The 22,237-nt window shown below is 63.4% G+C and carries 20 protein-coding genes and 1 pseudogene; 13 read left to right on the forward strand and 8 right to left on the reverse strand.

Going from position 1 to position 22,237, the window contains the following annotated elements; all coding sequences use genetic code 11:
* Positions 1 to 84: 84 nt before the first annotated feature.
* Complete coding sequence (locus HAH_RS04750; protein WP_014039892.1) at positions 85 to 831, reverse strand: helix-turn-helix domain-containing protein; 747 nt, start codon at positions 829 to 831, stop codon at positions 85 to 87.
* Positions 832 to 969: 138 nt separating this feature from the next.
* On the opposite strand from HAH_RS04750, the gene HAH_RS04755 reads away from it, so the two are divergent.
* Both HAH_RS04755 and HAH_RS04760 read left to right on the forward strand, forming a co-directional pair.
* On the forward strand, positions 970 to 2,013 hold the full coding sequence (locus HAH_RS04755; protein WP_044952178.1) for a DUF1611 domain-containing protein: 1,044 nt from the start codon (positions 970 to 972) through the stop codon (positions 2,011 to 2,013).
* Positions 2,010 to 3,089 carry a dipeptide epimerase gene (locus HAH_RS04760; RefSeq protein ID WP_014039894.1) on the forward strand — a complete coding sequence of 360 codons (1,080 nt, stop codon included), beginning with the start codon at positions 2,010 to 2,012 and terminating at the stop codon, positions 3,087 to 3,089. Before HAH_RS04755 ends, HAH_RS04760 begins: the two co-directional genes overlap by 4 nt.
* 41 nt (positions 3,090 to 3,130) lie before the next feature.
* On the opposite strand, the gene HAH_RS04765 is transcribed toward HAH_RS04760, so the two are convergent.
* The gene (locus HAH_RS04765; RefSeq protein WP_014039895.1) at positions 3,131 to 4,228 is read right to left on the reverse strand and encodes a polymer-forming cytoskeletal protein; all 1,098 of its coding nucleotides are present in this window, start codon (positions 4,226 to 4,228) and stop codon (positions 3,131 to 3,133) included.
* Positions 4,229 to 4,432: 204 nt separating this feature from the next.
* Here HAH_RS04765 and HAH_RS04770 point away from each other — a divergent pair, with 204 nt between their 5' ends.
* Positions 4,433 to 5,284, forward strand: a complete 852-nt coding sequence (locus HAH_RS04770) for a DUF7537 family lipoprotein (RefSeq protein WP_014039896.1) — start codon at positions 4,433 to 4,435, stop codon at positions 5,282 to 5,284.
* A gap of 15 nt (positions 5,285 to 5,299) precedes the next feature.
* Here the strand turns inward: HAH_RS04770 and HAH_RS04775 are convergent, their stop codons facing one another.
* Positions 5,300 to 6,760, reverse strand: a complete 1,461-nt coding sequence (locus HAH_RS04775; protein ID WP_014039897.1) for an alpha,alpha-trehalose-phosphate synthase (UDP-forming) — start codon at positions 6,758 to 6,760, stop codon at positions 5,300 to 5,302.
* 329 nt (positions 6,761 to 7,089) lie between these two features.
* On the opposite strand from HAH_RS04775, the gene HAH_RS04780 reads away from it, so the two are divergent.
* The gene (locus HAH_RS04780; protein WP_014039898.1) at positions 7,090 to 7,782 is read left to right on the forward strand and encodes a 6-hydroxymethylpterin diphosphokinase MptE-like protein; all 693 of its coding nucleotides are present in this window, start codon (positions 7,090 to 7,092) and stop codon (positions 7,780 to 7,782) included.
* Between the two features lie 15 nt (positions 7,783 to 7,797).
* On the opposite strand, the gene HAH_RS04785 is transcribed toward HAH_RS04780, so the two are convergent.
* Positions 7,798 to 8,796, reverse strand: coding sequence for a TIGR04024 family LLM class F420-dependent oxidoreductase (locus HAH_RS04785; RefSeq protein WP_008310112.1), 999 nt, complete (start codon positions 8,794 to 8,796; stop codon positions 7,798 to 7,800).
* A gap of 191 nt (positions 8,797 to 8,987) precedes the next feature.
* Here HAH_RS04785 and HAH_RS20380 point away from each other — a divergent pair.
* Positions 8,988 to 9,124: pseudogene (locus HAH_RS20380) on the forward strand (QacE family quaternary ammonium compound efflux SMR transporter); the annotation flags it as partial.
* 108 nt (positions 9,125 to 9,232) lie between these two features.
* Entirely contained in the window at positions 9,233 to 9,913 is a 681-nt protein-coding gene (locus tag HAH_RS04790; protein ID WP_014039899.1) for a haloacid dehalogenase type II, read from the forward strand.
* Between the two features lie 111 nt (positions 9,914 to 10,024).
* Here HAH_RS04790 and HAH_RS04795 read toward each other — a convergent pair whose 3' ends face one another.
* A complete protein-coding gene (locus HAH_RS04795) occupies positions 10,025 to 10,678 on the reverse strand; it encodes a potassium channel family protein (protein WP_014039900.1) in 654 nt (217 codons plus the stop codon).
* 213 nt (positions 10,679 to 10,891) lie between these two features.
* Between HAH_RS04795 and HAH_RS04800 the strand changes: the two genes are divergently transcribed.
* On the forward strand, positions 10,892 to 12,346 hold the full coding sequence (locus HAH_RS04800) for an APC family permease (protein ID WP_023843179.1): 1,455 nt from the start codon (positions 10,892 to 10,894) through the stop codon (positions 12,344 to 12,346).
* A gap of 2 nt (positions 12,347 to 12,348) precedes the next feature.
* The gene (locus HAH_RS04805) at positions 12,349 to 13,002 is read left to right on the forward strand and encodes a potassium channel family protein (protein WP_014039902.1); all 654 of its coding nucleotides are present in this window, start codon (positions 12,349 to 12,351) and stop codon (positions 13,000 to 13,002) included.
* 132 nt (positions 13,003 to 13,134) lie between these two features.
* Here HAH_RS04805 and HAH_RS04810 read toward each other — a convergent pair whose 3' ends face one another.
* Entirely contained in the window at positions 13,135 to 14,292 is a 1,158-nt protein-coding gene (locus tag HAH_RS04810) for a dihydropteroate synthase (RefSeq protein ID WP_014039903.1), read from the reverse strand.
* A 138-nt stretch (positions 14,293 to 14,430) separates the two neighbouring features.
* Here HAH_RS04810 and HAH_RS04815 point away from each other — a divergent pair, with 138 nt between their 5' ends.
* Together HAH_RS04815 and HAH_RS04820 are read left to right on the forward strand one after the other, a co-directional pair.
* Complete coding sequence (locus HAH_RS04815; RefSeq protein WP_014039904.1) at positions 14,431 to 15,603, forward strand: sensor histidine kinase; 1,173 nt, start codon at positions 14,431 to 14,433, stop codon at positions 15,601 to 15,603.
* Between the two features lie 120 nt (positions 15,604 to 15,723).
* On the forward strand, positions 15,724 to 16,740 hold the full coding sequence (locus HAH_RS04820) for a phosphotransferase family protein (protein ID WP_014039905.1): 1,017 nt from the start codon (positions 15,724 to 15,726) through the stop codon (positions 16,738 to 16,740).
* Here the strand turns inward: HAH_RS04820 and HAH_RS04825 are convergent.
* Positions 16,737 to 17,615, reverse strand: a complete 879-nt coding sequence (locus tag HAH_RS04825; RefSeq protein WP_044951743.1) for a carbohydrate kinase family protein — start codon at positions 17,613 to 17,615, stop codon at positions 16,737 to 16,739. The genes HAH_RS04820 and HAH_RS04825 overlap by 4 nt on opposite strands.
* A gap of 229 nt (positions 17,616 to 17,844) precedes the next feature.
* Between HAH_RS04825 and HAH_RS04830 the strand changes: the two genes are divergently transcribed.
* Genes HAH_RS04830 through HAH_RS04840 form a run of 3 tightly spaced genes read left to right on the forward strand, consistent with a single transcriptional unit; the run spans position 17,845 to position 21,141 of the window.
* Positions 17,845 to 19,338, forward strand: a complete 1,494-nt coding sequence (locus HAH_RS04830; RefSeq protein WP_014039907.1) for a COG1361 family protein — start codon at positions 17,845 to 17,847, stop codon at positions 19,336 to 19,338.
* Positions 19,335 to 20,018: an ABC transporter ATP-binding protein gene (locus HAH_RS04835; protein ID WP_014039908.1), complete on the forward strand. Its 684-nt coding sequence runs from the start codon at positions 19,335 to 19,337 to the stop codon at positions 20,016 to 20,018. Before HAH_RS04830 ends, HAH_RS04835 begins: the two co-directional genes overlap by 4 nt.
* Complete coding sequence (locus HAH_RS04840; protein ID WP_014039909.1) at positions 20,008 to 21,141, forward strand: ABC transporter permease; 1,134 nt, start codon at positions 20,008 to 20,010, stop codon at positions 21,139 to 21,141. The genes HAH_RS04835 and HAH_RS04840 overlap by 11 nt, the downstream gene beginning before the upstream one ends.
* Here HAH_RS04840 and HAH_RS04845 read toward each other — a convergent pair.
* Entirely contained in the window at positions 21,138 to 21,650 is a 513-nt protein-coding gene (locus HAH_RS04845; protein ID WP_014039910.1) for an HTH domain-containing protein, read from the reverse strand. The genes HAH_RS04840 and HAH_RS04845 overlap by 4 nt on opposite strands.
* Between the last annotated feature and the right edge of the window lie 587 nt (positions 21,651 to 22,237).

Here is a 22,237-nt window from a genome sequence, read left to right on the forward strand (position 1 = left end):
CACAAATGCTGAACAGGGACCGGGACGCTGGCTCTGACAGTACGGACCCGGCAAGGCGAAGCATGGATCGACGCCGTACCGTCGTCAGTACCGGCCAGCGTCTCTCGGGCCGAGAAGCGTGGCCTCGACTTTCCGGAGGTGTTCATGGAACGTCGTCTTCGCGATATCGAGTTCGTCGGCCAACTCGCTCCCGCTTACCGCCCTCGGGTAGTCGTAATAGCCGCGTTTGCGGGCCAGTTCGAACACTTCGCGCTGCTTGTCGGAAAGCTGCCGGACAGCCAATCCATCGCGTTCTCTGCTTCCGGTGGTCGCCGACGTGATCTGCGTGATGGTGATTGTTGCGCCTTTCTGTTCACACACGGCGTCGAGTTTCTCCTGTATCGTCGCCCGCGATTCGTCGATGGCGACCGTCCAGTACTCGGTCCCGTTGCGGATTCGAATCGGCTCCTGGTTCATGAACCCGTGTGAGACCAGCGCGTCGTGGATGCTCTCCTCGGGGCCGTACTCGACGAGCAGCGTGCTCGTCGCTTTGTTTACTGGTGCGGATATGCCGCCGAAGCTGCGACGGGTATCCATCTCTGTGACTGTCTCGGTGTGGTCGGACGCCCGAGTCGCCGCGACGAGTGCGTCGACCGCGTCCGCCGACTCCGCGTATGCGACGACGTGGGCCTTGACCTTCTCGTCGACCAGATACGCGGCGTTGACCAGCAGTCTGGCCGAGGTGGCCGCCGTCACCTCCCGCATCCAGCAGTCGGGATGCTCCAGTTCGAGTGTCAGCTGGAGACCGCCACTGGCCGAGTTAGCGGTCGCATCGGAGCCGTCAGCGCCCATCGTTCTCTCCGGGTCCTGAGACGTGACTGTGCTTGGTTGCGTTTGCTTTCACCACGGGGAATCGTCCTCCAGTGGTCTCACTGAGTGCCACACATGTAAGGCTCTGGTTTGTCAGTCACGTCGGCGATGTACATCAGTATGGACTTGCGGCGAAAATACGACGAAGGCACGCCCGCCGTTGTGCTCGCAGAGGGCGAGTTCGGACAACCGGAAGGCAAGACGGCCAACGGAATCGTCATGCACGGAGAGCTGTTCGACGCGCAGGCCGTCGTGGACTCGACGTGTCCGAGCCCCAACGCCGGAGCGGCCCTCGATTGGCCGGCTGCCGACGACGTGCCGGTCGTCGAAACCGTCACCGAAGCGCTGAACCGAGCCCCGGACACAGCCGTCCTCGTCATCGGCGTTGCGCCCGCTGGCGGTGACCTTCCGGCGGCCTGGGTCGAGGCTATCCAGCGTGCGATGGAACGGGGCTGTGACGTCGTCTCCGGCCTGCACGTCTTCTTGAGCGAGCGCCCAGCCTGGACCGAGCGCGCACAGCAACACGGTGTCGACCTCGTCGACGTCCGGAAACCGCCGTCCGTCGCCGACCTGACGCTCGGCGACGGCCGCGGGAGCGAAGCCGACGCGGACGTGGTCCTGACGATGGGGACCGACTGTGCGGTCGGGAAGCGAACGACGACCTTCGAACTGTACCGGGCAGCGGCCGACGCCGGACTCGACGCCGGCTGGGTCGCGACTGGACAGACCGGCATCCTCGTCGGCGCGGACCGCGGTGTCGTCATCGACCGGGTTCCGGCCGACTTCGTTTCGGGCATCGTCGAGGACATGGTGCTCGACGTCGCAGCGGACCACGATATCGTGTTCGTCGAGGGGCAGGCCGCGCTCACGCACACCGCATACGGCGGGGTGACGCTCGGGTTGCTTCACGGGGCGGCCCCCGATGCAGTCGTGCTAGCCGACGACCCTTCTCGGGAGGCCCGGTCCCATTTCGACGACCTCACCGTGGCCGGTGTCGAAGCCGAACGTCGCGCGATTACCGACCTCGCGGATACGACAGTCGCCGCGCTCTCCACCTGGGGCGATCCGGAGGAAGAAGCCGCTCGGACAGGCCTGCCAGCGGCGAACACCTACGACGATGACGGCCCGGAGACACTCCTCACGGCCGTCCTGGAGGCGCTATGACCCGTATCGACCGCATCTCCGTCGAACCGCTCGATCACGAACTCCGCGAACCGTTCGAAATCTCGCTTGGCACTCGGGAGAAAGCGCGGAATCTGGTCGTTACAGTGGAGACAGATTCTGGCGTGGTCGGCCACGGTGAGGGGTCCCCGCTGCCGCCGGTGACCGGCGAGACGCAGGCGGCCGCCGTGGCGACCGCCCGGTCGGGTACGTCGCTGCTTGAGGGAGCGTCTCTCGCCGATTACCGCGAACTCGTCAGTGACCTGCGGGCAGCCGTGCCCGGAGGGGTTTCAGCACTGTTCGCCGTCGAGACGGCACTGCTCGACGCCTACTGTCGCGACCGGGCCATCCCGCTCTCGGAGCTGTTCGGCGGAGCGCCGACCACAGTTACGACGGATATCACCGTTCCGATAGTCACGCCCGATGCGGCAGCCGAGCGAGCCACGCGGGCCGCAACTGCGGGCTTCGACCACATCAAGGTCAAAGCCGGCGGAGAGGTCGGCGCTGACGTGGCCCGGACTGTCGCAGTCGCGGACGCCGCGCCCGACGCAACGATTACCGTGGACGCGAATCAGGGCTGGACGCCGAAGGCCGCAGCGACGTTTGTCGACGAGGTGACCGCGGCCGGGGTCGACCTCGCCCTGGTCGAACAGCCGACGCCGAAAGACGACATCTGCGGGCTTGCGAGAGCGCGCGACAGACTCCCGGTTCCCGTCGCCGCGGACGAGACCGTGTTCACGCCGGCAGACGCAACGGCCGTGGTTCGCGAAGGGGCTGCCGACGTGATCAACGTCAAACTCGGGAAATCGGGGCTCCTCGGGGCAGCGGCGATTGTGAACATCGCCGAGGCCGCCTCCCTCGACTGTATGCTCGGCTGTATGCTCGAAGGCGCAACCGGGATCGCGACGAGCGCCCACCTCGCCGCTGGGCTCGGTGCCTTCGATTACGTCGACCTGGACGGCCACCTGCTGTTTGACGAGTGTCCGCCGTCAATGTCGTTCGGCCCGCGTATCGATATCGACGGGCCGGGACACGGGGTTTCACCGCCGGCGGCTGTGTGTGACGCGACTGAACGCTGACGCTGTGTGGCGTTTCTCTACGCAAAATAGCGTCCGAGCGGTTACTCTGCCGACTCCGCCGCCTCTTCGACATCGGGACCGTCCTCGGAAGCATCGCTACCGGTTGTCGCTCCGTCTGCATCCCCGCCGTCGGTTGCCGCACTGTCCGCAGTGGCGGGGTCGTCGGCTGCTGCATCGGCCGCCGACTCGCTGTTGTCTGAATCGCTTCGTTCGTCAGCTGGCTCCGTAGTGTCAGTGTCAGCTTCGAGCGATTCGGCCATCTCAGCCATCGCTGCAGCGGATTCGTCCGGCCGGTCCAGCACCGCCTCGGTGTGCATCCGCATCTCCTCGCTGGTCCGGATCGTCCCGTCGACCGTCGCGTTCTCGTGGAGTTCGACGGTCGTCCCCGAGATGTCGCCCCAGATCTTCGCTCCCGGGCCGACACGGACGGTGCCGCTGCGAGTCGTTACGTCCCCTTTGATCTCCGTGCCCCGGCCGACCACGATATCGTCTTTCGCGCGGAGGCTCCCGAAGACGACCGTGTCACGGCCGACTTCGAGGGACTTCGCGCGGATGTTGCCGTGGAGCCGGCAGTCGTCGCCGACCGTTGCCGGCGTCGAGACGCGCCAGGCGTCGTCCGAGACGCTCGCACCGCGTGGAATCAGAACCGGGTCGTGCTCGTCACTGCCGTCGTCTAGCATCTCGTCGATTACTTCCTCGGCCGCGTCTTCCTCGCCGATGCGGAGGAGTTGCGAGAGGTAGACGAACAGGAAGACGATGGTCGGCATCGGGTTCCGGATGACGATCCAGCCGTTCGCCTCGAACCCGTTCTCGATGTCCACGTCGTCGCCGATATCAAGGTCGCCCGCGACACGGAGTTCGCCGCCGATGTGTACCCGTTCGCCGATGTAGGCGTCTTCGCCGACGAGGACGTTGTCCGCGACGTCACACCACATATCCAGCCGACAGTCACCTTCGGCTTCGATGTGGCCGCCAAAGCGGACCCGCTCGTCGGCGATGACTGTCCGCCCGCGTACGCCGAACTCCACGGTCGACTGGCCGCCGACGATGACGTCGCCGTCGGTCACCAGGTCGTGTTCCTCGACGGTCGTCCCGTCGGGAATGTCGAGTTCGGACAGCGGGTCGGAGCCGAGAGGCACGGTTACTATAGCGGTTCCGTTCGTATTAAACCCTCATGACGTGCATGACGGGCGTCTGACGCTGGTCCGACGGGAACGGCATTCCCCTCCGTAGTGCGCTGGTGACGGCGCAGTCAGTAACGGTCTGTTCGAACGTCGATAACAGCGAGAACGTGACAGCTGAACGGCCATAACGAACTAGTTCGCTGATACAGTGGCTCCGGTATGTTACTCGAACGCCGCCACCTCTCGCTTGCACTCGTAATGCTACTGACAGCGTCCGCCGGCTGTAGCGGGCTGCTGGGTACTGATTCGGGCACAGACGGTACGGACGCCGAAGTAACGGCGACGCAGATTGATGCCAACGGCCCCGCACCCGGGTCGTCCGGGTTCGACGCGGCGGCCGTCGAACGCGGGCACTTCGAGACGCTATCGAACTCGTCGTTCACCACCTCGCTGTCGTTCCAGCTTTCGACGGTCCGCGACGGCGAGAACCGGTCGGTGTTCATCAACCGGACCATCGCTATCGACCGCGACAGCGACCGGTCGCTGGCGACGGGCGAACTGGTCCAGGCCAGCGGCGACACGCTGGCGACGACGACCTACACGGCTGACGGGACCACCGCCGAGCGTCGAGTCCTCATCCGCGGTGACGACACGAGGACGGACTACCGCTCGGCATCACCGCCGTACGATGGCCAGGTCCAGCCCGTCAACGAGAGCAGCGTCATCGACCGCTCGCTGCTGCAATCACTAGGGTCGGACATCAACTGGACCTACGCCGGTACCGAGACGGTCGACGGTGACAGCGTCTCGCGGTTCGAAGCAACCGGGAGCGACGTCACCGGCTTCGCTGCCGACGACGCCGTCTCGACGAACGTCTCGGCCAACGGGACGACGGACTCGGCCAGTGCAACCGTGCTCGTCGACGATGACGGCGTCGTCCGGTCGTTCCAGTACCGGGTGACGACTGAGCGGGACGGCCAGCCGGTGACGGTGACGCTGTCGCTCTCCGCCTCGAAGGTCGACGACACCATCGTCGCGGAACCGGACTGGCTGTCAAAGGCAGCGAACTGACGAACGACGGGAAAACTACAGGGACTGGCCGGCGCTGAACTGCCTGGCGACCCACTGTGAACTGTCGAGCGCCTCGACGCCGTCCTGAAGACGCGACAGCCGGTCCCTTGTTTCCGCTTCGTCCAGTTCAAACGCCCGCTCGATGGCGTCCGCAATCGCCTCGATGTCGTGCGGATTGACCGTCAGCGCGCCGTCGAGATGGGTCGCCGCGCCGGCCAGTTCGCTCAGCACGAGCGAGCCGTCGCCGTCGACACAGGCCGCTGGGTACTCGTGGGCGACGAGGTTCATGCCGTCGCGATGGGGCGTCACGACCGCGACTTCTGCGGCCCGGTACAGCCCGGCGAGCGTCTCGTTGTCGAGTTTGGCCTCGGTGTAGACGATGGGCTGCCAGTCGTCGGTCCCGAAGCGGTCGTTGACGCGCTCGACGGCATCGACGACGTCCGCTCTGTAGCGGCGGTAGGCGGCGATCCCCTCCCGGGTTCGGCTCGCCTTCTGGACGTAGGTGAACGCTCCGCGGAGGTCCGGCCGCCGGTCCCAGAGGTGTGCCAGCGCCTCGATCCGTTCGGGGATGCCCTTCGAATAGTCGAGCCGTTCGACGCCGAGCGCGAGGCGAATCGACGTGTCCGAGCGGCTGCCGCCCAGCACAGTATCCCGGATACTGGTCACGTCAGCAGCCCGTGCTCGGTCCCGAACCCCCTCGACGTCGATTCCCAGCGGGTTCGCGACGGCTCGTGTCTTGTCACCGCTGCGGGTGACTATTCCGCCGTCCGTGTCGACGGTCGCCGCGGGGAACGCGCTGTCGACGCAGTGCAGGAACTGCTCGGCGTACGCTGTCGTGTGAAAGCCGATGACGTCACAGGCCAGCAATCCGTCGAGGAGCGCGTCGCTGTGGGGGCAGTGCCGGAACACCGACGGCGCGGGCCAGGGGATGTGCCAGAACTGCAACAGCGTCGTATCCGGTCGCCGCTGTCGGACCAATCTGGGCGCGAGCGCCAGGTGGTAGTCCTGGAACCAGACCGGCTGGTCCGCGTCGGCGACCGTATCGACGGCCTCGGCGAACTGCTCGTTGACGGCGCGGTACTGCTCCCAGTAGGCGGGCTCGGCCCACATTCGGCCCGTGTCTTCGTGACAGAGGGGCCAGAGAACCTGATTGGCGTAGCCGTAGTAGTAACCCTGAACTGCCGCGTCGGAGAGGGGAACGCGTTTCAGGTCGTATGTGGGGGCAGACGGCGGGACTTCGACGATGCCCTCCCCGGCAACGGCCATATCGGCGTCGCCGCTGCCCCAGGCGACCCAGGTGCCGCCCCGTGACTGCATCACCGGGTCGAGTGCGCTCGTCAGCCCACCCGCCGCGGACTGGACCCGTATCTCACCGTCGTCGTCCCGCTCGTGGCTATACGGTTCGCGGTTCGAGACGACCACCAGCGAATCCGGAACTGCACCGTCTTGCGCGTTTACTGACAGTTCCGGGGCCATTTGCCTGCGGTAAGTGCTTCCCTGCCTTGAGACTGTCGTGGACTACTGACTCGTGTTTCCAACGTAACAAGTCCTCGGGCTTGTGACGCCTGTCCTCCATGTCTGACGGTAAGAGAAAACTTATACCGGAGGCCTCGAAAGAAAGGGGTGAAAGCCGAAAGGGCACCCGGGTAGGGGTACACGGACGTGCCATTTCGGCTCAACTCGGTTTATCTGGACACGAATTCGATAGCGACAGCTACGCTGTGGGACGTTGGTAGTGTGAAAGCGGTATGACTGGCTCGGTGAACAAGACAGAAGCACGTCCACTCCGTGGTGTCTGACAACAGATGGAATTTCACACCTGGGAACCAGTGTACGAGGATATCCTCGACGATTTCGGCTATCCTCGTGATGGCGACGAGCGTGCCCGCGACCGATTCGGTGACCTGCTCGGCGACGACAGCACGTACGACCCGGCGCGACTCGGACTCGACGGCGCAACGGTTGCCGTCGCCGGGGCCGGCCCATCACTCGAAGCCGAGGCCGACCGGGTAGTCGATGCTGACGTGGTCTTCGCGGCCTCCACGGCCGCCGACCGCCTCAAGACGGAAGGTGTGGCCATCGACTGCATGGTCACGGACCTGGACAAGAACGCCGATACCGGACGGGAACTGACCGCCGACGGGACGCCGGTCGTCGCCCACGCCCACGGCGACAACATCCCCGCACTGGAGACACACATTCCGACTTACGACAGCGAGTTCGTCGTGCCGACGACACAGGCGGCCCCCGCCCCGCCGGTCCGCAACTACGGCGGTTTCACCGACGGCGACCGCGCCGCGTTCCTCGCGGACCACTTCGGCGCTGCCGCGCTGGTGTTCCCCGGCTGGGACTTCGACGACCCGTCCGTGACTGCGGAAAAGCGACAGAAACTCCGCTGGGCCGAGCGCCTGCTCCACTGGCTAGAACAGCGCCGCGGCGAGCGCTTCGACGTGCTCGACGGCCGACGTGACGACATCGAGCCAGTCGCTACCGACTGAAAACGACGCCCCGACTCAGGGCGCTAACACGTCGATGGTCGTGTCGATAGTGTCCGGTTCGGCAGCGCGGGGGAACGAGATGTTGATCGCGTCCACGCCATCGATGTCTTCGAACTGTGTGATGTGGTCGCGACAATCCTCGGGCGTACCGGCGACGGCGATGCTGTCCAGTAGCTCGTCGCTGATCGCGTCGACGGCAGCCGCTTTGTCGCCCGATCCCCACTGCTCGGCGATCTCGTAAGCGGTGTCCTCGTACCCCTGGCGGGCCAGCGCGTCGCGGTAGAACGTCCCCATACCGCCGATGTAGAACGCGACGTGCTGACGGGCCAGTTCGCGGGCCTGCTCCCGGTCGTCCATCGCACAGCACGTCAGCGACAGCGTCACCCGCTGGTCTGACCGGTCGCGGTCGCCGAGATCCGCTCCGCGCTCGAAGTCTTCCAGTCGGTCTCGGAGGCCGTCGGCGGTCAGCATCAGCGCGTGCCAGCCGTCGGCGAAGCGACCGGCGAGTTCGACCGATTTCGGGCCGAGGCCGCCGGCGTCTACGGGCGGCGCGGGTTCGGGCGGCTCACAGCGCAGTCGGAACCCGGACAGCGAAAAGATGTCCCCGTCGTAGTCGACGGTCTCCCCGGAGAGCACCAGTTTCATGATGTCGACGGTCTCCCGCGTGTACTTGAGCGGATTCTCGAATTCACGGCCGTGCCAGCCTTCGATGACGATAGGGCCCGACGGGCCGACACCGGCGCGGAAGCGGCCGTCCGAAACCTCCTGCAGCGTCGCCGCAGTCTGGCCGAGCAGCGCCGGCGACCGCGAGTACACGTTCAGAATCGAGGACCCGAGACCGACCGTCGACGTGTGCTCGGCGATGCTAGTCAGCGTCGTCACCGCGTCCCGCCCCCACGTCTCCGGGAGCCAGACCCGGTCGTAGCCACTGTCCTCGGCCTGCTGACTCATCTCGACCAGCGTGTCGACCGACGGCTGTGCCGCGACCGGGAGATACACGTCTCGCGCTGTCATCTGTCGCCCTCCACGCGTCGAGCGATGACTAGCTGGACGCCTGTCAGCGACTGGAACGTACGTACCTGAGACATGGCTCGCAGTGCGGCCGCACGGGAGATAAAGCCACATGAGAGGGGGAGTGTCGCCCGTTGTCCGCGGTTTATTCACGGGACGGTGACCGGGTCGCCACGCCTCAGGAGGGGCTACCCGGTGTCGTCGTCGGCTACGGCCTGGCTTTCTACTTGGTGTCGCTGACGCTCGAAGACCTCCCGGTGCCGTCGGCATCCTGCTCATCATCATCGCCGTGTACTGTGGCAGCGTCCTGTCCGAGATGTCCGTGCACTGAGCGGGGACCGGTCACGTCACATGTGAAGCTGTGAGTGGGCCCGTACCGGACGGCTGGACGCTCGACTCGGCGACCGGCTATATGAGGCCGCCGCTTCTACGGGTGCCTATGCCGTTCGACCCGGACCGCGTGACGACGATTACCTTTGACTCGTACAGCACCATCGTTGATGTCGAAGCGGCGCAAAAGGCCCTCGCCGACCGGGTGGACGACCCCCGGCCGGTGTCCCGGCTCTGGCGCTCCCGTTCGCTGGCGTACACCTTCCTCGCCAACCAGATCGACGCCTACAAGCCGTTCTACGAGATGAATCGCGATGCGCTCCAGTACGCGCTGGACGCCCACGGCGTCGACATCACGATGGAGGAGCGCGACGAGATTCTCGCGGTCTACCACGAACTCGACGTGTTCGACGACGTACGGGACGGCATGAACAGGCTCTACGACGCCGGCTACGACCTCTATGTCGTCTCGAACGGCAACCCCGAGATGCTTGAATCGATGGTCGACTTCGCCGGCATCGGCGGTCTGCTCGAAGACACCGTCAGTGCCGACGAGATCCAGACGTTCAAGCCGGCGGCCGAACTGTACCGTCATGCGGCAGAGAGAACGGAGACCGAAATCGAGGAAATCGCCCACGTCACCGCGGGCTATTTCGACGTGTACGGTGCGATGCACGCCGGGATGCAGGGCGTCTGGGTCAACCGCGATGACGGCCCGTGGGACGCCTTCGCCGGCGAGCCTGACCTGACCATCAGGTCGTTCCACGACCTCCACGACGAACTAGTCTGAGACGGGACAGTACCACCGTTGGGGTCTCTGTGTTGGTTCGCCGATAGAGCGTCAGTTTCCGTATATAACCAGGAAGACCTGAGCGGCGGCCTCTGACAACGTACTATGTTGCTACCCGCGCAGGAGATTCAACACTTCATCGACAACATCGGTTTCGACGGCGAGAATATAGTGCTCGTCAGGTTCCAAAACCGTCTCAGGTCCTGCCAGTTCCGTTCGGTCTGCCGTCGAAATCAGCAGGCTACCGGCCGGGAGAGCGATTTCATCGAGGCGACGCCCAGCAACGGGGGCCGACGGGGAGACGCTCACCTCAATGATATCGAGATCGGCAGTCGGATAGACAAGCGTCCGAATATCCTCGCCGGTCAGTATATCAGCCGCGTGGTCGCCACCGAGATACTCGGGTAGCAGCGTCGCATCCACCACCTCGTCGTACTCCTGCTCCGTCCCCGTCTCTGCCCTCGCAATGGTCCGAATCGATGGGGCGTACTGTTGGGCCTCCATACAGATTGCGAGGTTCGTTCCCGGTTCGTCAGTGAGTGCGGCGATGGCGTCGGCATCGGCCAGGTCGGCCTGCTCAAGAATCGACGGGCGTGTGGCGTCGCCGTGGATAACGGGGCCGAGATACGCATCGGACAACGCCGCAACACGCTCCTCGTCAGACTCGATTAGCAGTACGTCGTGACCCTGATCCGCGAGATTCTCAGCGGTCTGTTTCCCGACACGGCCGCCACCAGCGATGACGAATCGCTTTGTTCGGGTCATTGAGAGATTGTTTAAAACGCGTCATCTTCAATGCCCCGGCGGTTCTAATGGACCGGGAACACAACCTGTCGTGCCGGGGGACAGGCTATCATAAGCCTTTAAGAAATCCACTTACCGTTCTTACAATAGAAGAACTTACCCCGGTAATCAAATGGACCGAAAAGAGTGCATACGGCGTACGATGGATGGCACGCCGAATAAAAACAGGACGCAATGAGTAAGAGCCAGACTCGATCACCCGAGGCTGAACTCGGGTTACTTGACGCGACGATGATTGGGATGGGAGCGATGATCGGGGCCGGTATCTTTGTGCTGACAGGACTGGCTGCCGAAATCGCTGGTCCGGCAGCGATTCTTGTCTTTGCGTTGAATGGCGTCGTCACAGCGTTCACAGGACTCTCGTATGCGGAACTTGCCGCCTCGATTCCGAAAAGCGGCGGTGGATACGCCTTCGTGCGAGAGATATTCGACGACTTCGCCTCGTTCATCATGGGCTGGATGCTCTGGTTTGCCTACATGATTGCGGGGGCGCTGTATGCGCTGGGTTTTGCACCGAACTTTCTCGAATTGCTGCACGTCTATGGTGTGGTCCCGCCACCGGATCAAGTGGGGGCTGTCGCGGTTCCAGTCATCGACGCGGCGCTCCCGCTGGCCTTCCTGCTGGCGTTCGTGGCGGTACTCGGTTTGGTGGCGCTCAACGCCGTCTCGACGGCCGCCAGCGGCAGTGTCGAGACGATTTTCACCATCATCAAAGTCTCCATTCTGGTGGTGTTCGTCGCGTTCGGACTCGCGTCTCCGATGTTCTCCGGGGCCGAATTCCAGCCGCTGTTTCCACAGAGCAGCGGGGCGGCCGCGGTTCTGCCGGCGATGGGGCTAACCTTCATCGCCTTCGAGGGGTACGACCTCATCACCACCGTCACCGAGGAGGTACAGAACCCGCGTGAAAACATCCCCAAGGCGATATTCATCAGTCTCGCTGTTACGGTTGTCGTCTATCTGGCAGTTGTGACCGTCGCCGTCGGCACGCTCGGGGCTCAAGGACTCGCCGACGCCGGCGAGGCGGGCATCGCCACGGCAGCCACATCGTTCATGCCGACCGGATTACCGATTATCCAGAACGGTGGTGCACTCATTGTTTTCGGGGCCGTGTTCTCGACACTCACCGCCCTCAACGCAGTCGTCATCGCGTCGTCACGCGTGGCGTTCTCGATGGGACGTGAGGGACAGTTGCTCCCGTCGATCGGTCAGATTCACCACCGCTACGGGACGCCGTTCGTCGCAATCCTCGCCAGCGCAGTCGTGATGCTCGGGTCAGTGGCACTGCCGACACAAAGTGCTGGCAACATGTCGAGCCTGTTTTTCCTGTTATCGTTCGTCATCGTCAACGTCGCCGTCATCAGACTCCGCAGGGAGCGCCCGAACATGAACCGGCCGTACGAGATGCCGTTCTACCCGGCGCCGCCACTGATTGGTATCGCGCTCAATCTGCTTCTAACAGGGGTGCTCGTGGAGTACCTGCTCCGAACAGATCCATTGGCGTTGGCACTCAGCATGGCGTGGATTCTGCTCGGAGCCCTCGTGTATTTCGCGCTTAAACGTGTGAGAGAGCAATCGGACCGCGAACAGGCGGCTGCCGCCACTGAAATAACACCTGAAGCTGAAGACTAACCATGACTAGTGACCTCGACATTATCATCGCTGGCGGTGGACGCGTCGGTTTCCAAACAGCCGAGATACTCGCTGACCGCGGTCACGACGTGACGATAATCGAACGCGATGACCGGATTGTCTCGGATATCGCCGATCAATGGATAGCGACTGTTATCCAGGGTGACGCGACAAATCCGGATATCATCGAACAGGCAGGCCTTGAGCGAGCGGACGTAATTGCCGCGCTTACGGGTGAAACAGGGCTAAACCTCGCGGTCTGTTTAGCTGCTGCAGAGTTGACACCCGACATCCGAACGGTCGCCCGTATCGACCGCACTGGCGGGGAGTCATACACCCGATTTGTCGACGCAGTGGTCTTTCCCGAACGGGCCGGCTCGAGGGTGGCAGCCAACGAAATCATAGGGAGTGATGTCCAGACGCTCGCCGACGTGACGGGCAACCTTGATATCATGCTCATCCGCGTTGCTGACGACGCCCCGGCCGCCGGAAAACCCCTCTCAAATGTCCGCTTTCCCGAGGGAACCCTCGTCGTGTCCGACGCGAACGGTGAGCGAATCGCTCGTGCTGACACGATCCTGACACCGGGGAGCAGCTACGTCGTCGCTGTCGAACCTGCTGTGGTCGATGAGGTCATGCATTTGATGCGTGGCTAGTGACCCGTGGTCGGTCCTATTCCCTGATGGAGAGAGCCGCGTGATTTCCTCGTTCCGATGAACAGCCACCGACGGCCAGTATTGTTGCACCGGACTGTGTGGGCATCGCTGCAGTCGGCCCAGTCGCGCCACCTACACACGCCGCGATAGCGACGCTCGCAACTCGCCGGCGAGTTCGCGGTGGCCGTCTTCGGCGAGGCTGTCGGCGACCACTTTCAGTGCTACCGCGGCGCCGCCGACGTAGAGGCTGCCGCTGTCTTTCTCGACGACTACCACGTCGGTCACCTCGGCGACGGCCCGGAGACTTGCCCGTGCGTCGTCGGTCAGGTCACCGAGCAGGAACGTCAGCGTCGCGCCGTCGTCGGTGCCGCCGGCGACCGTCTCGCCGAGGGCCTGATGCCGGGCCACCTCCCGCAGCGTCACGTCGGTCAGTTCCGCCACGGTGGGGCCGGGCTCAGTTTCGGCACGCGTCGTCCGCTCGTCGCCGAGCGCGTCGGCCACCTTGACCACGTCGTGGGTCTCGCGTGTGTCGTGCGTTCGGATGATGTGGGCCCCGCGTTCGACTTCCATCGTCGCCGCAGCCAGTGACACGGCGAGTTGGTTCTCCGTCTCGGGCTGGTCGGCCAGGTCACCGAGGAAGTCCTCGCGGTTGGTCGCCGTGAGCATCGGTCTGTCGAAGGCGCGGAACTCTCGGAGGCGGCGGAACATCTCCCAGTTGTCCTCGAACTCCTTGCCGTCGTACCAGCCGCCGAATGCCGGGTCGATGATTGTCTTGTCCGTGAACCCGTCCCGCTGGAGCGCCTCGAAGATGTCGTCGATGCTCTTCAGCGCGCCGGGCCGGGCCAGGTCCGGCGGACTGGCCATCTTGACGACCGGCATGTCGTGGTCTTCGACGACACCTTTCATCTCCGGGTCGGCGAAGCCACACACGTCGTTGATAAGGTCAAACCCGTGGCCGATGGCCTCCTCGGCGACCTCTGCGTACCGAGTTTCGAGCGACAGCGGCACGTCGGCGTCGAGTTCGTCGACGAGCGGCGCGACCTCTTCGAGCCGGTCTTTCTCCATCTCGACCGGCTTGGACTCGTACTTGGGGTTGGCCGACTGGAGGCCGACGTCGATGATGTCTGCGCCGGCGGGGACGAGGTTCTCCTCGATTGCGTCGGCGGCTTCCGCGGGGTCCAGATACACGCTCGGCTTGTACCCGGAGTTCGAACTCATGTTCAACACGCTCATGACGCGTGTCGGGTGCCCATCACCCACCGGGAGGCCGTCGATTTCGACCGTTCGCATACCGCTCCCTGAGGACTGTGGATACAAAGGTCCCGCGACATCGGCGGACCGACGACGCTATGCTACGTATCACTGACACGAGATCACCGCGTTTTATATATACGGTTGCATGAATTATACGGGATGGGTGGGGAGTTAATGGTCGCATTCGATCTCGATTCGTTCGAGGCCGTAACACAGCAGTTGATGGCTGCGGAGTCCGAGCGTGAGATATGCGAGATCGCAATGTCGGGGATTTCGTCTGTGTTCGACGTGCCACTCGGAGCGCTGTGGCTGTATGACAGCGACGCGTCGGAACTGCAGTTGGCGGCGTCGACGGAGCGGGCGGACGAGGTATTCGACTGGCCGGTCACCTACCGGCCCGGCAACAGTCTCTCGTGGGAGGCGTTCGAGCAGGACGAAGTTCGGACGTACTCGGAACTCGACGACGAGCAGCGCCAGTACAACGAGAACTCGCCCGTCAGCAGCGAGATCATCCTGCCGCTTGCCGAGTACGGCGTTATCAACATCGGGTCCCTCGCCCCCGTTACGTTTGACGGCGAAACGCTTCGACTCGCCCGGATGTACGCGACGCACGTCCAGGCAGCACTGCAAAAAGCCGAGCGCGAGCACGACCTCCGCGTCCAGCGCGACCGGATGGAACAGTTCATCGGCGTCGTCTCCCACGACCTCAGAAATCCCCTCCACGTCGTCGAGGGGCGACTCGAACTCGTGCGAGAGACCGGCGACCTGTCCCATCTCGAAGATGCGGAGGAAGGTGTGGCTCGCATGGAAGCGCTCATCGACGACCTGCTGACCCTCGCAAAGAAGGGGTATGCGGTCGAAGACCGAACCGCCATTTCGCTCGATACCATTGTCGAACAGACCTGGGAGATGGCCAGAACGGCTGACGCAACGCTGCGGGTCGAAGGGTCCGCCCCGGTGTTCGGTGACCAGAACCGCCTCAAACAGGTGTTCGAGAACCTCTTTCGGAACGCGGCGGACCACGCGGGCGACGACGTGACCGTCTGGGTCGGTCCGATTCTCGACGACGGGACAGCCGAGATAGACACTGCAGACGAGCGAACCGAGGGCCGCGTGACCGGCTTCTACGTCGCTGATGACGGGCCCGGCATCCCCTCCGATGAACTAGACTCCCTTCTCTCGGTAGACAGCTTTTCAGGGAGTGACACCGGCCTTGGCCTGTCTATCGTAACGCAGATAATCGACGCCCACGGCTGGGACATCTCGGTGACAGAGAGCAGGGCCGGCGGCGCACGATTCGAAGTGACTGACGGGACGAAACCAGTCTCACCGTTCCACTCCTGGTAGCGCGGAGACGGCGACTGACAGCGTCCGAACCGGGTCGACCGACAACGCCCGAATCGGGTATCAGTGCTGTCCACGACGGGATTGACAGATTTATTTGCTCGCCCGCTATATGGTACGCCAGTGCAGACTCCGGAACAGGACATCGAAGCCGTGCTGACAGAGTCGGGCCCGGATTACGAGGGGTTTCAGTTCGAGACACCGGGTGGGGGCCACCAGAGCGATGTCTACATGGTAACGCTACGCCACAAGGGCGAGGCGTACGAGGTGGTCGTGAAATTCAAGCCACAGGGCGATGTCCCGTTCGCCGTCGAACCCTGTCTCCACGACTTCGTCGCCGCCCGGACCGACGTCCCTGTTCCACGCATCCTCGTCTACGAGGACGACCCCGACGCCGACGTGCCGCCGTATTTTGTCACCGAACGCATCCACGGCGAGAACCTGGCCGAAGAGTTCGCCGGGCTTTCGACCGAGGACCGACGGCGGGTGCTAGCCCAGTCCGGTCGGATTCTCGGCGATATGCACTCTGAGATCGGATTCGAGGCGTTCGGCCGACTCACGCTCCACGACGACCGGATCATCGTGAGTGACTGGATGGGTAACTGGCGGGAGTACTTCGAGAGTCTCACCAGATCCCACCTCTCTCATCTCGACGGGACGCCCTTCGAGGACATGACAGACCGGGCGTGGGACTGTATCGAACCGGCCCTGAGTATGGTGCCCGAGGACGGCGTTCCGCGGCTGGTACACGACGATTTCAGGCCGGCAAATCTGATGTTCGAGCAGACGGAGGAATCGCCGATTACAGCTGTCCTCGACTGGCAGGACGTACTCGCAGCGCTGCCGGAGTACAACCTCGCACAGACCGAATTCCTCTTCATCGACTCGTCGTTTCAGGACCCGGAGCTGCGCGATTCGCTCCGGACGGTGTTCCACGAGGGGTATCAGGAGATGCGCCCGATGGAGTTCGACGAGGGCTACGAGCGGCGACGGCCCCTCTACCAGCTCTCGACGCTCCTGTGGCGGATGGCCGGATTCGAGGCGGTCTTCGCCGACGAGTCCGGCCTCGCCGCCGCTCGTGCCGAAGCCCAGTACCGCCAGCAGTTCGAGCGGCTCGTCGAGGAGATACAGGCGGATTAGGCCGTCTCGGGCGATTGCCCGCTGTCGACAAGCTCCCACACAGACTCCCAGTCGAGTGTCGTCTGTGCGCCGGGTGACTGCGCTGCGAGCGCGCCACAGGCGTTGGCGACTGCGAGCGCCCGTTCCGGATTGGTCTCCTCTGCACTGGCGAGAAGGTACCCGGCGGCGAACGCGTCCCCCGCGCCTGCGGTGTCCACAGATTCTATGGGATACCCGGCGTTCGTGACTGTCCGGTCGTCGATATAGGCTGTCGCGCCGCAGTCCCCGTGTTTGACGACGACCGTCGGCACTGTGTCGAAAAGGCCGCTGTCCTCGGCGTGGTCGGCCTCCCGGTCGTTGCAAAACAGGAGATCCGCGTGTGAGAGCACCGCCGAGTAATCGCGGTACGGGAGCCGACGGCCGGGGTCGAAGCTCACCGGGACGTCCGCGGCCGCGGCGTCGCGGGCGAGCGTCGCAGCCGTCGCGGGGTCCTGGCCGGTCAGATGGAGGTGGTCTGCCTCGGCCAGGGTCTCGGCCGGGAGATCTGACGCACAGAACGCCTCGTTGGCCCCGTCGTTTCCAAGCACCGCGACGCCGCCGTTCTCGTCCACGATGAGGTATTTCACCGCCGTCGGTTCGTCCGACTCGACCAGTAGCGTCTCGACGCCGGCCGCCGCCAGTTCGCGCCGAGCCATGGTACCGTGGTCATCCCGGCCGACGCTCCCGAGGACCAGCGGGTCCGCATCAAGCCCGGCGAGTGCGACGGCCGCATTCGACGCGCTCCCTCCGCTGGACTGTGACCGGTCGGTGATGCGCCCCTCGCCGTCGGGCTTCGGGAAGTGGTCGACGTGGAGCGTCACGTCCCAGTTGACGTGGCCGGCACAGATGACGCGCATGTCCACCGCTGGGGGTGGCGTTGTGATAGCAGTTTCCCACTGATACGGGCTGGTGTCGCCCCTTCCCACTCCCGGGAGGGACATAGCGACACCAGCCCGTACGAGAGATATGCAGCATATTTAACATCGACCGGAACAGACCGGCGCACATGGTAATGGTCCCCGATAGCATCCTCCCGAGGAGTGGTTGGACCGGCATACGACTACTGCAGGTAGAGGTGACTGCGTGATGCGCCACGGTGTGGCTGTACTCGCCTGCTTAGTCGTCGTCGGCTCGCTTCCGCTTTCAGTCGCCGGCGCGAGCGTCAACGCGTCGATATCGAACGTCGAGGTGTCGCCGTCGTCACCAGCACCGGGTGAAACCGTCACGTTCGACACGACTGTCCGAAACCTAGAGAGTAGCGACGCGCCCCTCGAAATCAACGACATCGCGATCCGGAAGTCGGGCGGCAGAGGAATCACAGAATACGAGCGCGTCTCGAATCTGGGCTCGATTGCGCCGGGCAGTACGCTGGAAGTACCCCTGACTGCATCGTTTGATTCGTCCGGCAGCAAAGACCTCCGCGTCATCGTGTACGGCCGTGACCGCGGGACGGGCGAGAACGTCGAACTCAGATACCCGGTGAAGCTAAACGTCAAAGAGCGTCACCCGCAGGTAGATATCACGGCCAACGACTCCGTCGCGGGCGTCGAATCGACCGGTGAAGTCACTGTCGCCAACGGGCTCGACACCCAGATAACGAACGTCGAAGTCGTCGTCGAGGGCGACGGCGTCGAGATGACAAAGAGCCGGACGGTCCGGTCCAGCGTCGCACAGAACGGGTCGATTACAGCCCCGTTCCGGTTCCGACCTGAATCCGCCGGCGAACACTCGCTGACTGCAACGATCAGCTACACCGTTGACGGGGATACCACTCGCAACACGACTCGGACGACAGTCATCGAGTCGGACCCGCTCCGGAACAGCGTGGAACTCGATACGACTGCAGTCGGTAGCGGCACCGACCGCGCGCTACGGGTCGCCGTCTCCAACGGGGGCAACGCTCCGCTCTCTGATGTCATGATCAGTGCAACGTCCGAGAACGCGTCGTTCCAGCGCGTACTGCTCGAGAACATCTCGGCCAGTACGACCCGGCAGGTGCGGCTGAACGCCACGATGGACGAGCCCCGGGCGGACGTCACCGTCACGGCCAACTACGAACTCGGAACCGAAACGGAGCAGACGACCACCGAAACGACGCTCCGGTCCGTCCCGGGAACGATAGATCTTACCGGTCTGGACGTGGTCAGACAGGGCGGTCGACTGCAGATTTCCGGAAGTGCAAGCAACGTCGGGTCGACGGATGCGGACAGCGTCCTCGTGAGTGTCGTCAATACTGAAACCGTCACTCCGGCGACGCCGAACCGCGACTACTTCGTCGGCACGGTCCCGGCCAGCGACTTCGTCTCCTTCGACGTGTACGCACGGACGGAGGGGAACGTCACGTCGGTGCCACTGGAAGTGACGTACCTCGTCGACGACACGCGGAAGCGACAGACGTTCGACGTAAACATCGACCGGATGGGCGGTATGGCACCACAGCCGGAGCAGGACGGTGACAGCGAAGGTGGTGACCAGAACAGCATGCTGCCGGTGTTCGTCGCCGGTGGTCTGGCGCTACTGGTCGTCGTCGGTGTCCTCGTGCGTCGCTACCGCCGCGGTGACGACGATATCGAGGTATGACGGTCATCGACGCACAGGGACTGGTCAAGCGCTACCGTACCGGCGGCCAGACCCTCTACGCACTGGCGGGTATCGACTTCGCCCTCGAAGCCGGCGAGTTCGTCTCGATTATGGGGCCCAGCGGCAGTGGCAAAACGACCCTACTGAACATCCTCGGACTACTTGATACGCCGACGGAAGGGACCGTCTTGCTGGAGGGGCAGGACGTGACCGGACTCGGCGACAGCAAGCGGACCGCGCTCCGCAAGCGAACGATCGGGTTCGTGTTCCAGCACTTCTATCTCCTGCCGACGCTGACTGCCGTCGAGAACGTCGAGGTGCCCCTGCTGTTGGACAGTGATCCGAAAGTCACAAAACGGGCCAGAACGCTTCTGGAGCGGCTTGGACTCGGTGACCGACTCGACCACAAGCCCGACGAACTCTCCGGTGGCCAGAAGCAGCGCGTCGCCATCGCGCGCTCGCTCATCAACAGCCCGAAGGTCGTACTCGCCGACGAGCCGACGGGTAACCTCGACAGCGAAACCGGACGGCAGATACTCGACGAGTTCCGCCGCATCGCCGACGAGGACGACGTGGCAATCGTCGCAGTCACCCACGACGACCTGGTCAACGAATACGTCGACCGGACCGTCCATCTGGTCGACGGCACCATCGGGAGGGAACGGAAGAATGGCGGGTAGGTTCTTCCCGGCCGCACTGATGGCGCGTCGCAACCTCACGCGGACGAAGATGCGGTCGTTGCTGGCGTCGCTGGGTATCGTCATCGGCGTCGTCGCCATCGCTTCGTTGGGGATGTTCGGCGTCGCGCTCCAGTACTCGTTCACCCAGAACCTCGGCAACGTCGGCAACCAGCTCACGGTGTACCCGAACTCAGGCGAAAACATCACTGAACTCACCGAACGCGATATCCGTACGATCCGCAGAGAGGCAAGCCCGACAGCGACTGTCTCGCCGGTAAAGACTCGCATTGAGCCGGTGTCGTACAACCGCGAGGACGCAGTCAGGGAACAAATATACGGCGTCGAGGACCCGGCGGCGTTGTACGAGGCCAAGGAGGGACGGGTCTCGCCGTTCCGGTCCGGTGCCCTCGTCGGGTCAGACGTCGCGGAGGAGCACGACCTGCATCCCGGGAGCCAGATCACTGTCAACGGGACCAGCGTCCGCATCCGGGCCGTGCTCGAAGAAGGCGACCCGTTCTCCTCGACGAACCCCGACAACCGAATCATCATGCCGGCTACGTCGTTCAGCCAGCGTGGCTACTCGGAAGTGTACGTTATCGAGTCCACTGGGACGCAGGCCAACGAAACAGCCATGGGGATACGTAACTCTCTCAACGACCGCGAGGAGCGGGTCTTCGTTCAGGAACTGGGCTCTCTCGTCGATACCATCGAGGAGCAGTTCCAGATAATCAACACCGTCCTCGCCGGCATCGCATCGATCTCGCTGCTCGTCGCCGGTATCTCGATTCTCAACGTCATGCTGATGTCCACCGTCGAACGCCGGGAGGAAATCGGCGTCCTCAGAGCGGTCGGCTACCAGAAGCGGGACGTCCTCAAAGTGATGTTGATGGAAGCGACGCTGCTCGGGTTCCTCGGCGGCATCGCTGGTGTCATTCTGAGTGTCGGAGCCGGGCTGGCGATAAACCACTACGCCGTCGGCGATGCGATGGCGGTCTTCAGGCTGCCAAACGCCTGGTACGTCGGCGCAGCGTTCACCTTTGGGGTGCTGACGAGCATCGTCAGCGGCCTGTATCCGGCCTGGAAAGCAGCGAGCGAAGAACCGGTCGACGCGCTACGCGGTTAAATCGTCGCGTCGACGCCCGGTTCCAGCAACGGGTCGGTTCGGTCGACCGACAGCGAGTCGAACTGTGCAAGCCAGTGCTCGTCGCCGCGCTCGAAGGCCTCCAGCGCGTCACCGACGGTGTAGGTCCGTTCGTTGTCCGAACACGGGAACACGCCCTCCAGGTCGTCGCCGTCGTAGATCGCCAGCGAGACGACTGGGAACACGACGACGTCGTCGACGCGGTCCATCCCGACGTAGCTCCGATTCCGTCGTTCGAAGGCCGGTTCGAGCGAGTGGCCGTTCTGGCCTGCCCAGTCTGTGAACTCCTCGTAAGTCTGGATGGCTTCCGACCGCTTGTCCTCCGCCATCGTCCTGATCCGCTGCCACTCACCGGCGACCATCGACTCGCTGAACACGCCATTGGCCTCCAGTCGCTTGACCCGATTGAGCACCTGCTGTTGAGCGTCGAACGTGCCGTAGGTATCTCCGCGAAGATACAGTTCTGCCCGAAGATGTGTGTCCCCTGTCATAGCTTTCACATCGCTAGCTTCTCCAGAGACCCTCAAAACTCTTTCCCAGACTTACATGCTAGCATATAACATAATCTTGGAATAGAGAATCAGTGGTATGAGTGTCTCTATATACATAATATGGGGTATCTACCTGAATACGGAAGCCCCTTATATTATTAGTACGTCAACAATTATTTTCCTCTTAGGTCGATGTTAGTTTCGATATCTGTCGAACAAATTAGTGGCCTGTTCCTTTCAGTTGTGACGATCAATTCACAAATTTATAAGGAATCGTATACTTGTCTATTCGGGACTTTGGTGTTCAAGCATTCCCGTGATGACCTGTTCGAGGGCTCGCTGGCCAGAGGTTCCACATGTCTTGCTCGATCCCGCACCGGGGATGGTCGCATACGTGTCCGCTACATTTGCCGGTTCCGTGACCGGTGCGCCTGAGAATATTCGATAGCTGCCGAAATCGCAGCCCACCTTCGTCGAAAATACGGGTAGTCGCGTCCACGCCGCATTTGGACTCCTGTTGACCGCTCCAACCGCGCTGCTCGCGGGTCGCTACGTTCACGGCTCCGCCGTTCATTTTCGAGGCGCAG

The sequence above is a fragment of the Haloarcula hispanica ATCC 33960 genome, assembly GCF_000223905.1.
GTDB lineage: Archaea > Halobacteriota > Halobacteria > Halobacteriales > Haloarculaceae > Haloarcula > Haloarcula hispanica.

Bases quoted from the DNA above. Each gene is read 5' to 3' on its own strand.
- HAH_RS04760 (WP_014039894.1), top strand. From the start codon at position 2,010: ATGACCCGTATCGACCGCATCTCCGTCGAACCGCTCGATCACGAACTC.
- HAH_RS04825 (WP_044951743.1), bottom strand. From the start codon at position 17,615: ATGCGCGTCATCTGTGCCGGCCACGTCAACTGGGACGTGACGCTCCAC.
- HAH_RS04790 (WP_014039899.1), top strand. From the start codon at position 9,233: ATGCCGTTCGACCCGGACCGCGTGACGACGATTACCTTTGACTCGTAC.
- HAH_RS04835 (WP_014039908.1), top strand. From the start codon at position 19,335: ATGACGGTCATCGACGCACAGGGACTGGTCAAGCGCTACCGTACCGGC.
- HAH_RS04775 (WP_014039897.1), bottom strand. From the start codon at position 6,760: ATGGCCCCGGAACTGTCAGTAAACGCGCAAGACGGTGCAGTTCCGGAT.
- HAH_RS04795 (WP_014039900.1), bottom strand. From the start codon at position 10,678: ATGACCCGAACAAAGCGATTCGTCATCGCTGGTGGCGGCCGTGTCGGG.
- HAH_RS04815 (WP_014039904.1), top strand. From the start codon at position 14,431: ATGGTCGCATTCGATCTCGATTCGTTCGAGGCCGTAACACAGCAGTTG.
- HAH_RS04785 (WP_008310112.1), bottom strand. From the start codon at position 8,796: ATGACAGCGCGAGACGTGTATCTCCCGGTCGCGGCACAGCCGTCGGTC.
- HAH_RS04840 (WP_014039909.1), top strand. From the start codon at position 20,008: ATGGCGGGTAGGTTCTTCCCGGCCGCACTGATGGCGCGTCGCAACCTC.
- HAH_RS04755 (WP_044952178.1), top strand. From the start codon at position 970: ATGGACTTGCGGCGAAAATACGACGAAGGCACGCCCGCCGTTGTGCTC.
- HAH_RS04805 (WP_014039902.1), top strand. From the start codon at position 12,349: ATGACTAGTGACCTCGACATTATCATCGCTGGCGGTGGACGCGTCGGT.
- HAH_RS04800 (WP_023843179.1), top strand. From the start codon at position 10,892: ATGAGTAAGAGCCAGACTCGATCACCCGAGGCTGAACTCGGGTTACTT.
- HAH_RS04830 (WP_014039907.1), top strand. From the start codon at position 17,845: ATGCGCCACGGTGTGGCTGTACTCGCCTGCTTAGTCGTCGTCGGCTCG.
- HAH_RS04780 (WP_014039898.1), top strand. From the start codon at position 7,090: ATGGAATTTCACACCTGGGAACCAGTGTACGAGGATATCCTCGACGAT.
- HAH_RS04770 (WP_014039896.1), top strand. From the start codon at position 4,433: ATGTTACTCGAACGCCGCCACCTCTCGCTTGCACTCGTAATGCTACTG.
- HAH_RS04810 (WP_014039903.1), bottom strand. From the start codon at position 14,292: ATGCGAACGGTCGAAATCGACGGCCTCCCGGTGGGTGATGGGCACCCG.
- HAH_RS04750 (WP_014039892.1), bottom strand. From the start codon at position 831: ATGGGCGCTGACGGCTCCGATGCGACCGCTAACTCGGCCAGTGGCGGT.
- HAH_RS04845 (WP_014039910.1), bottom strand. From the start codon at position 21,650: ATGACAGGGGACACACATCTTCGGGCAGAACTGTATCTTCGCGGAGAT.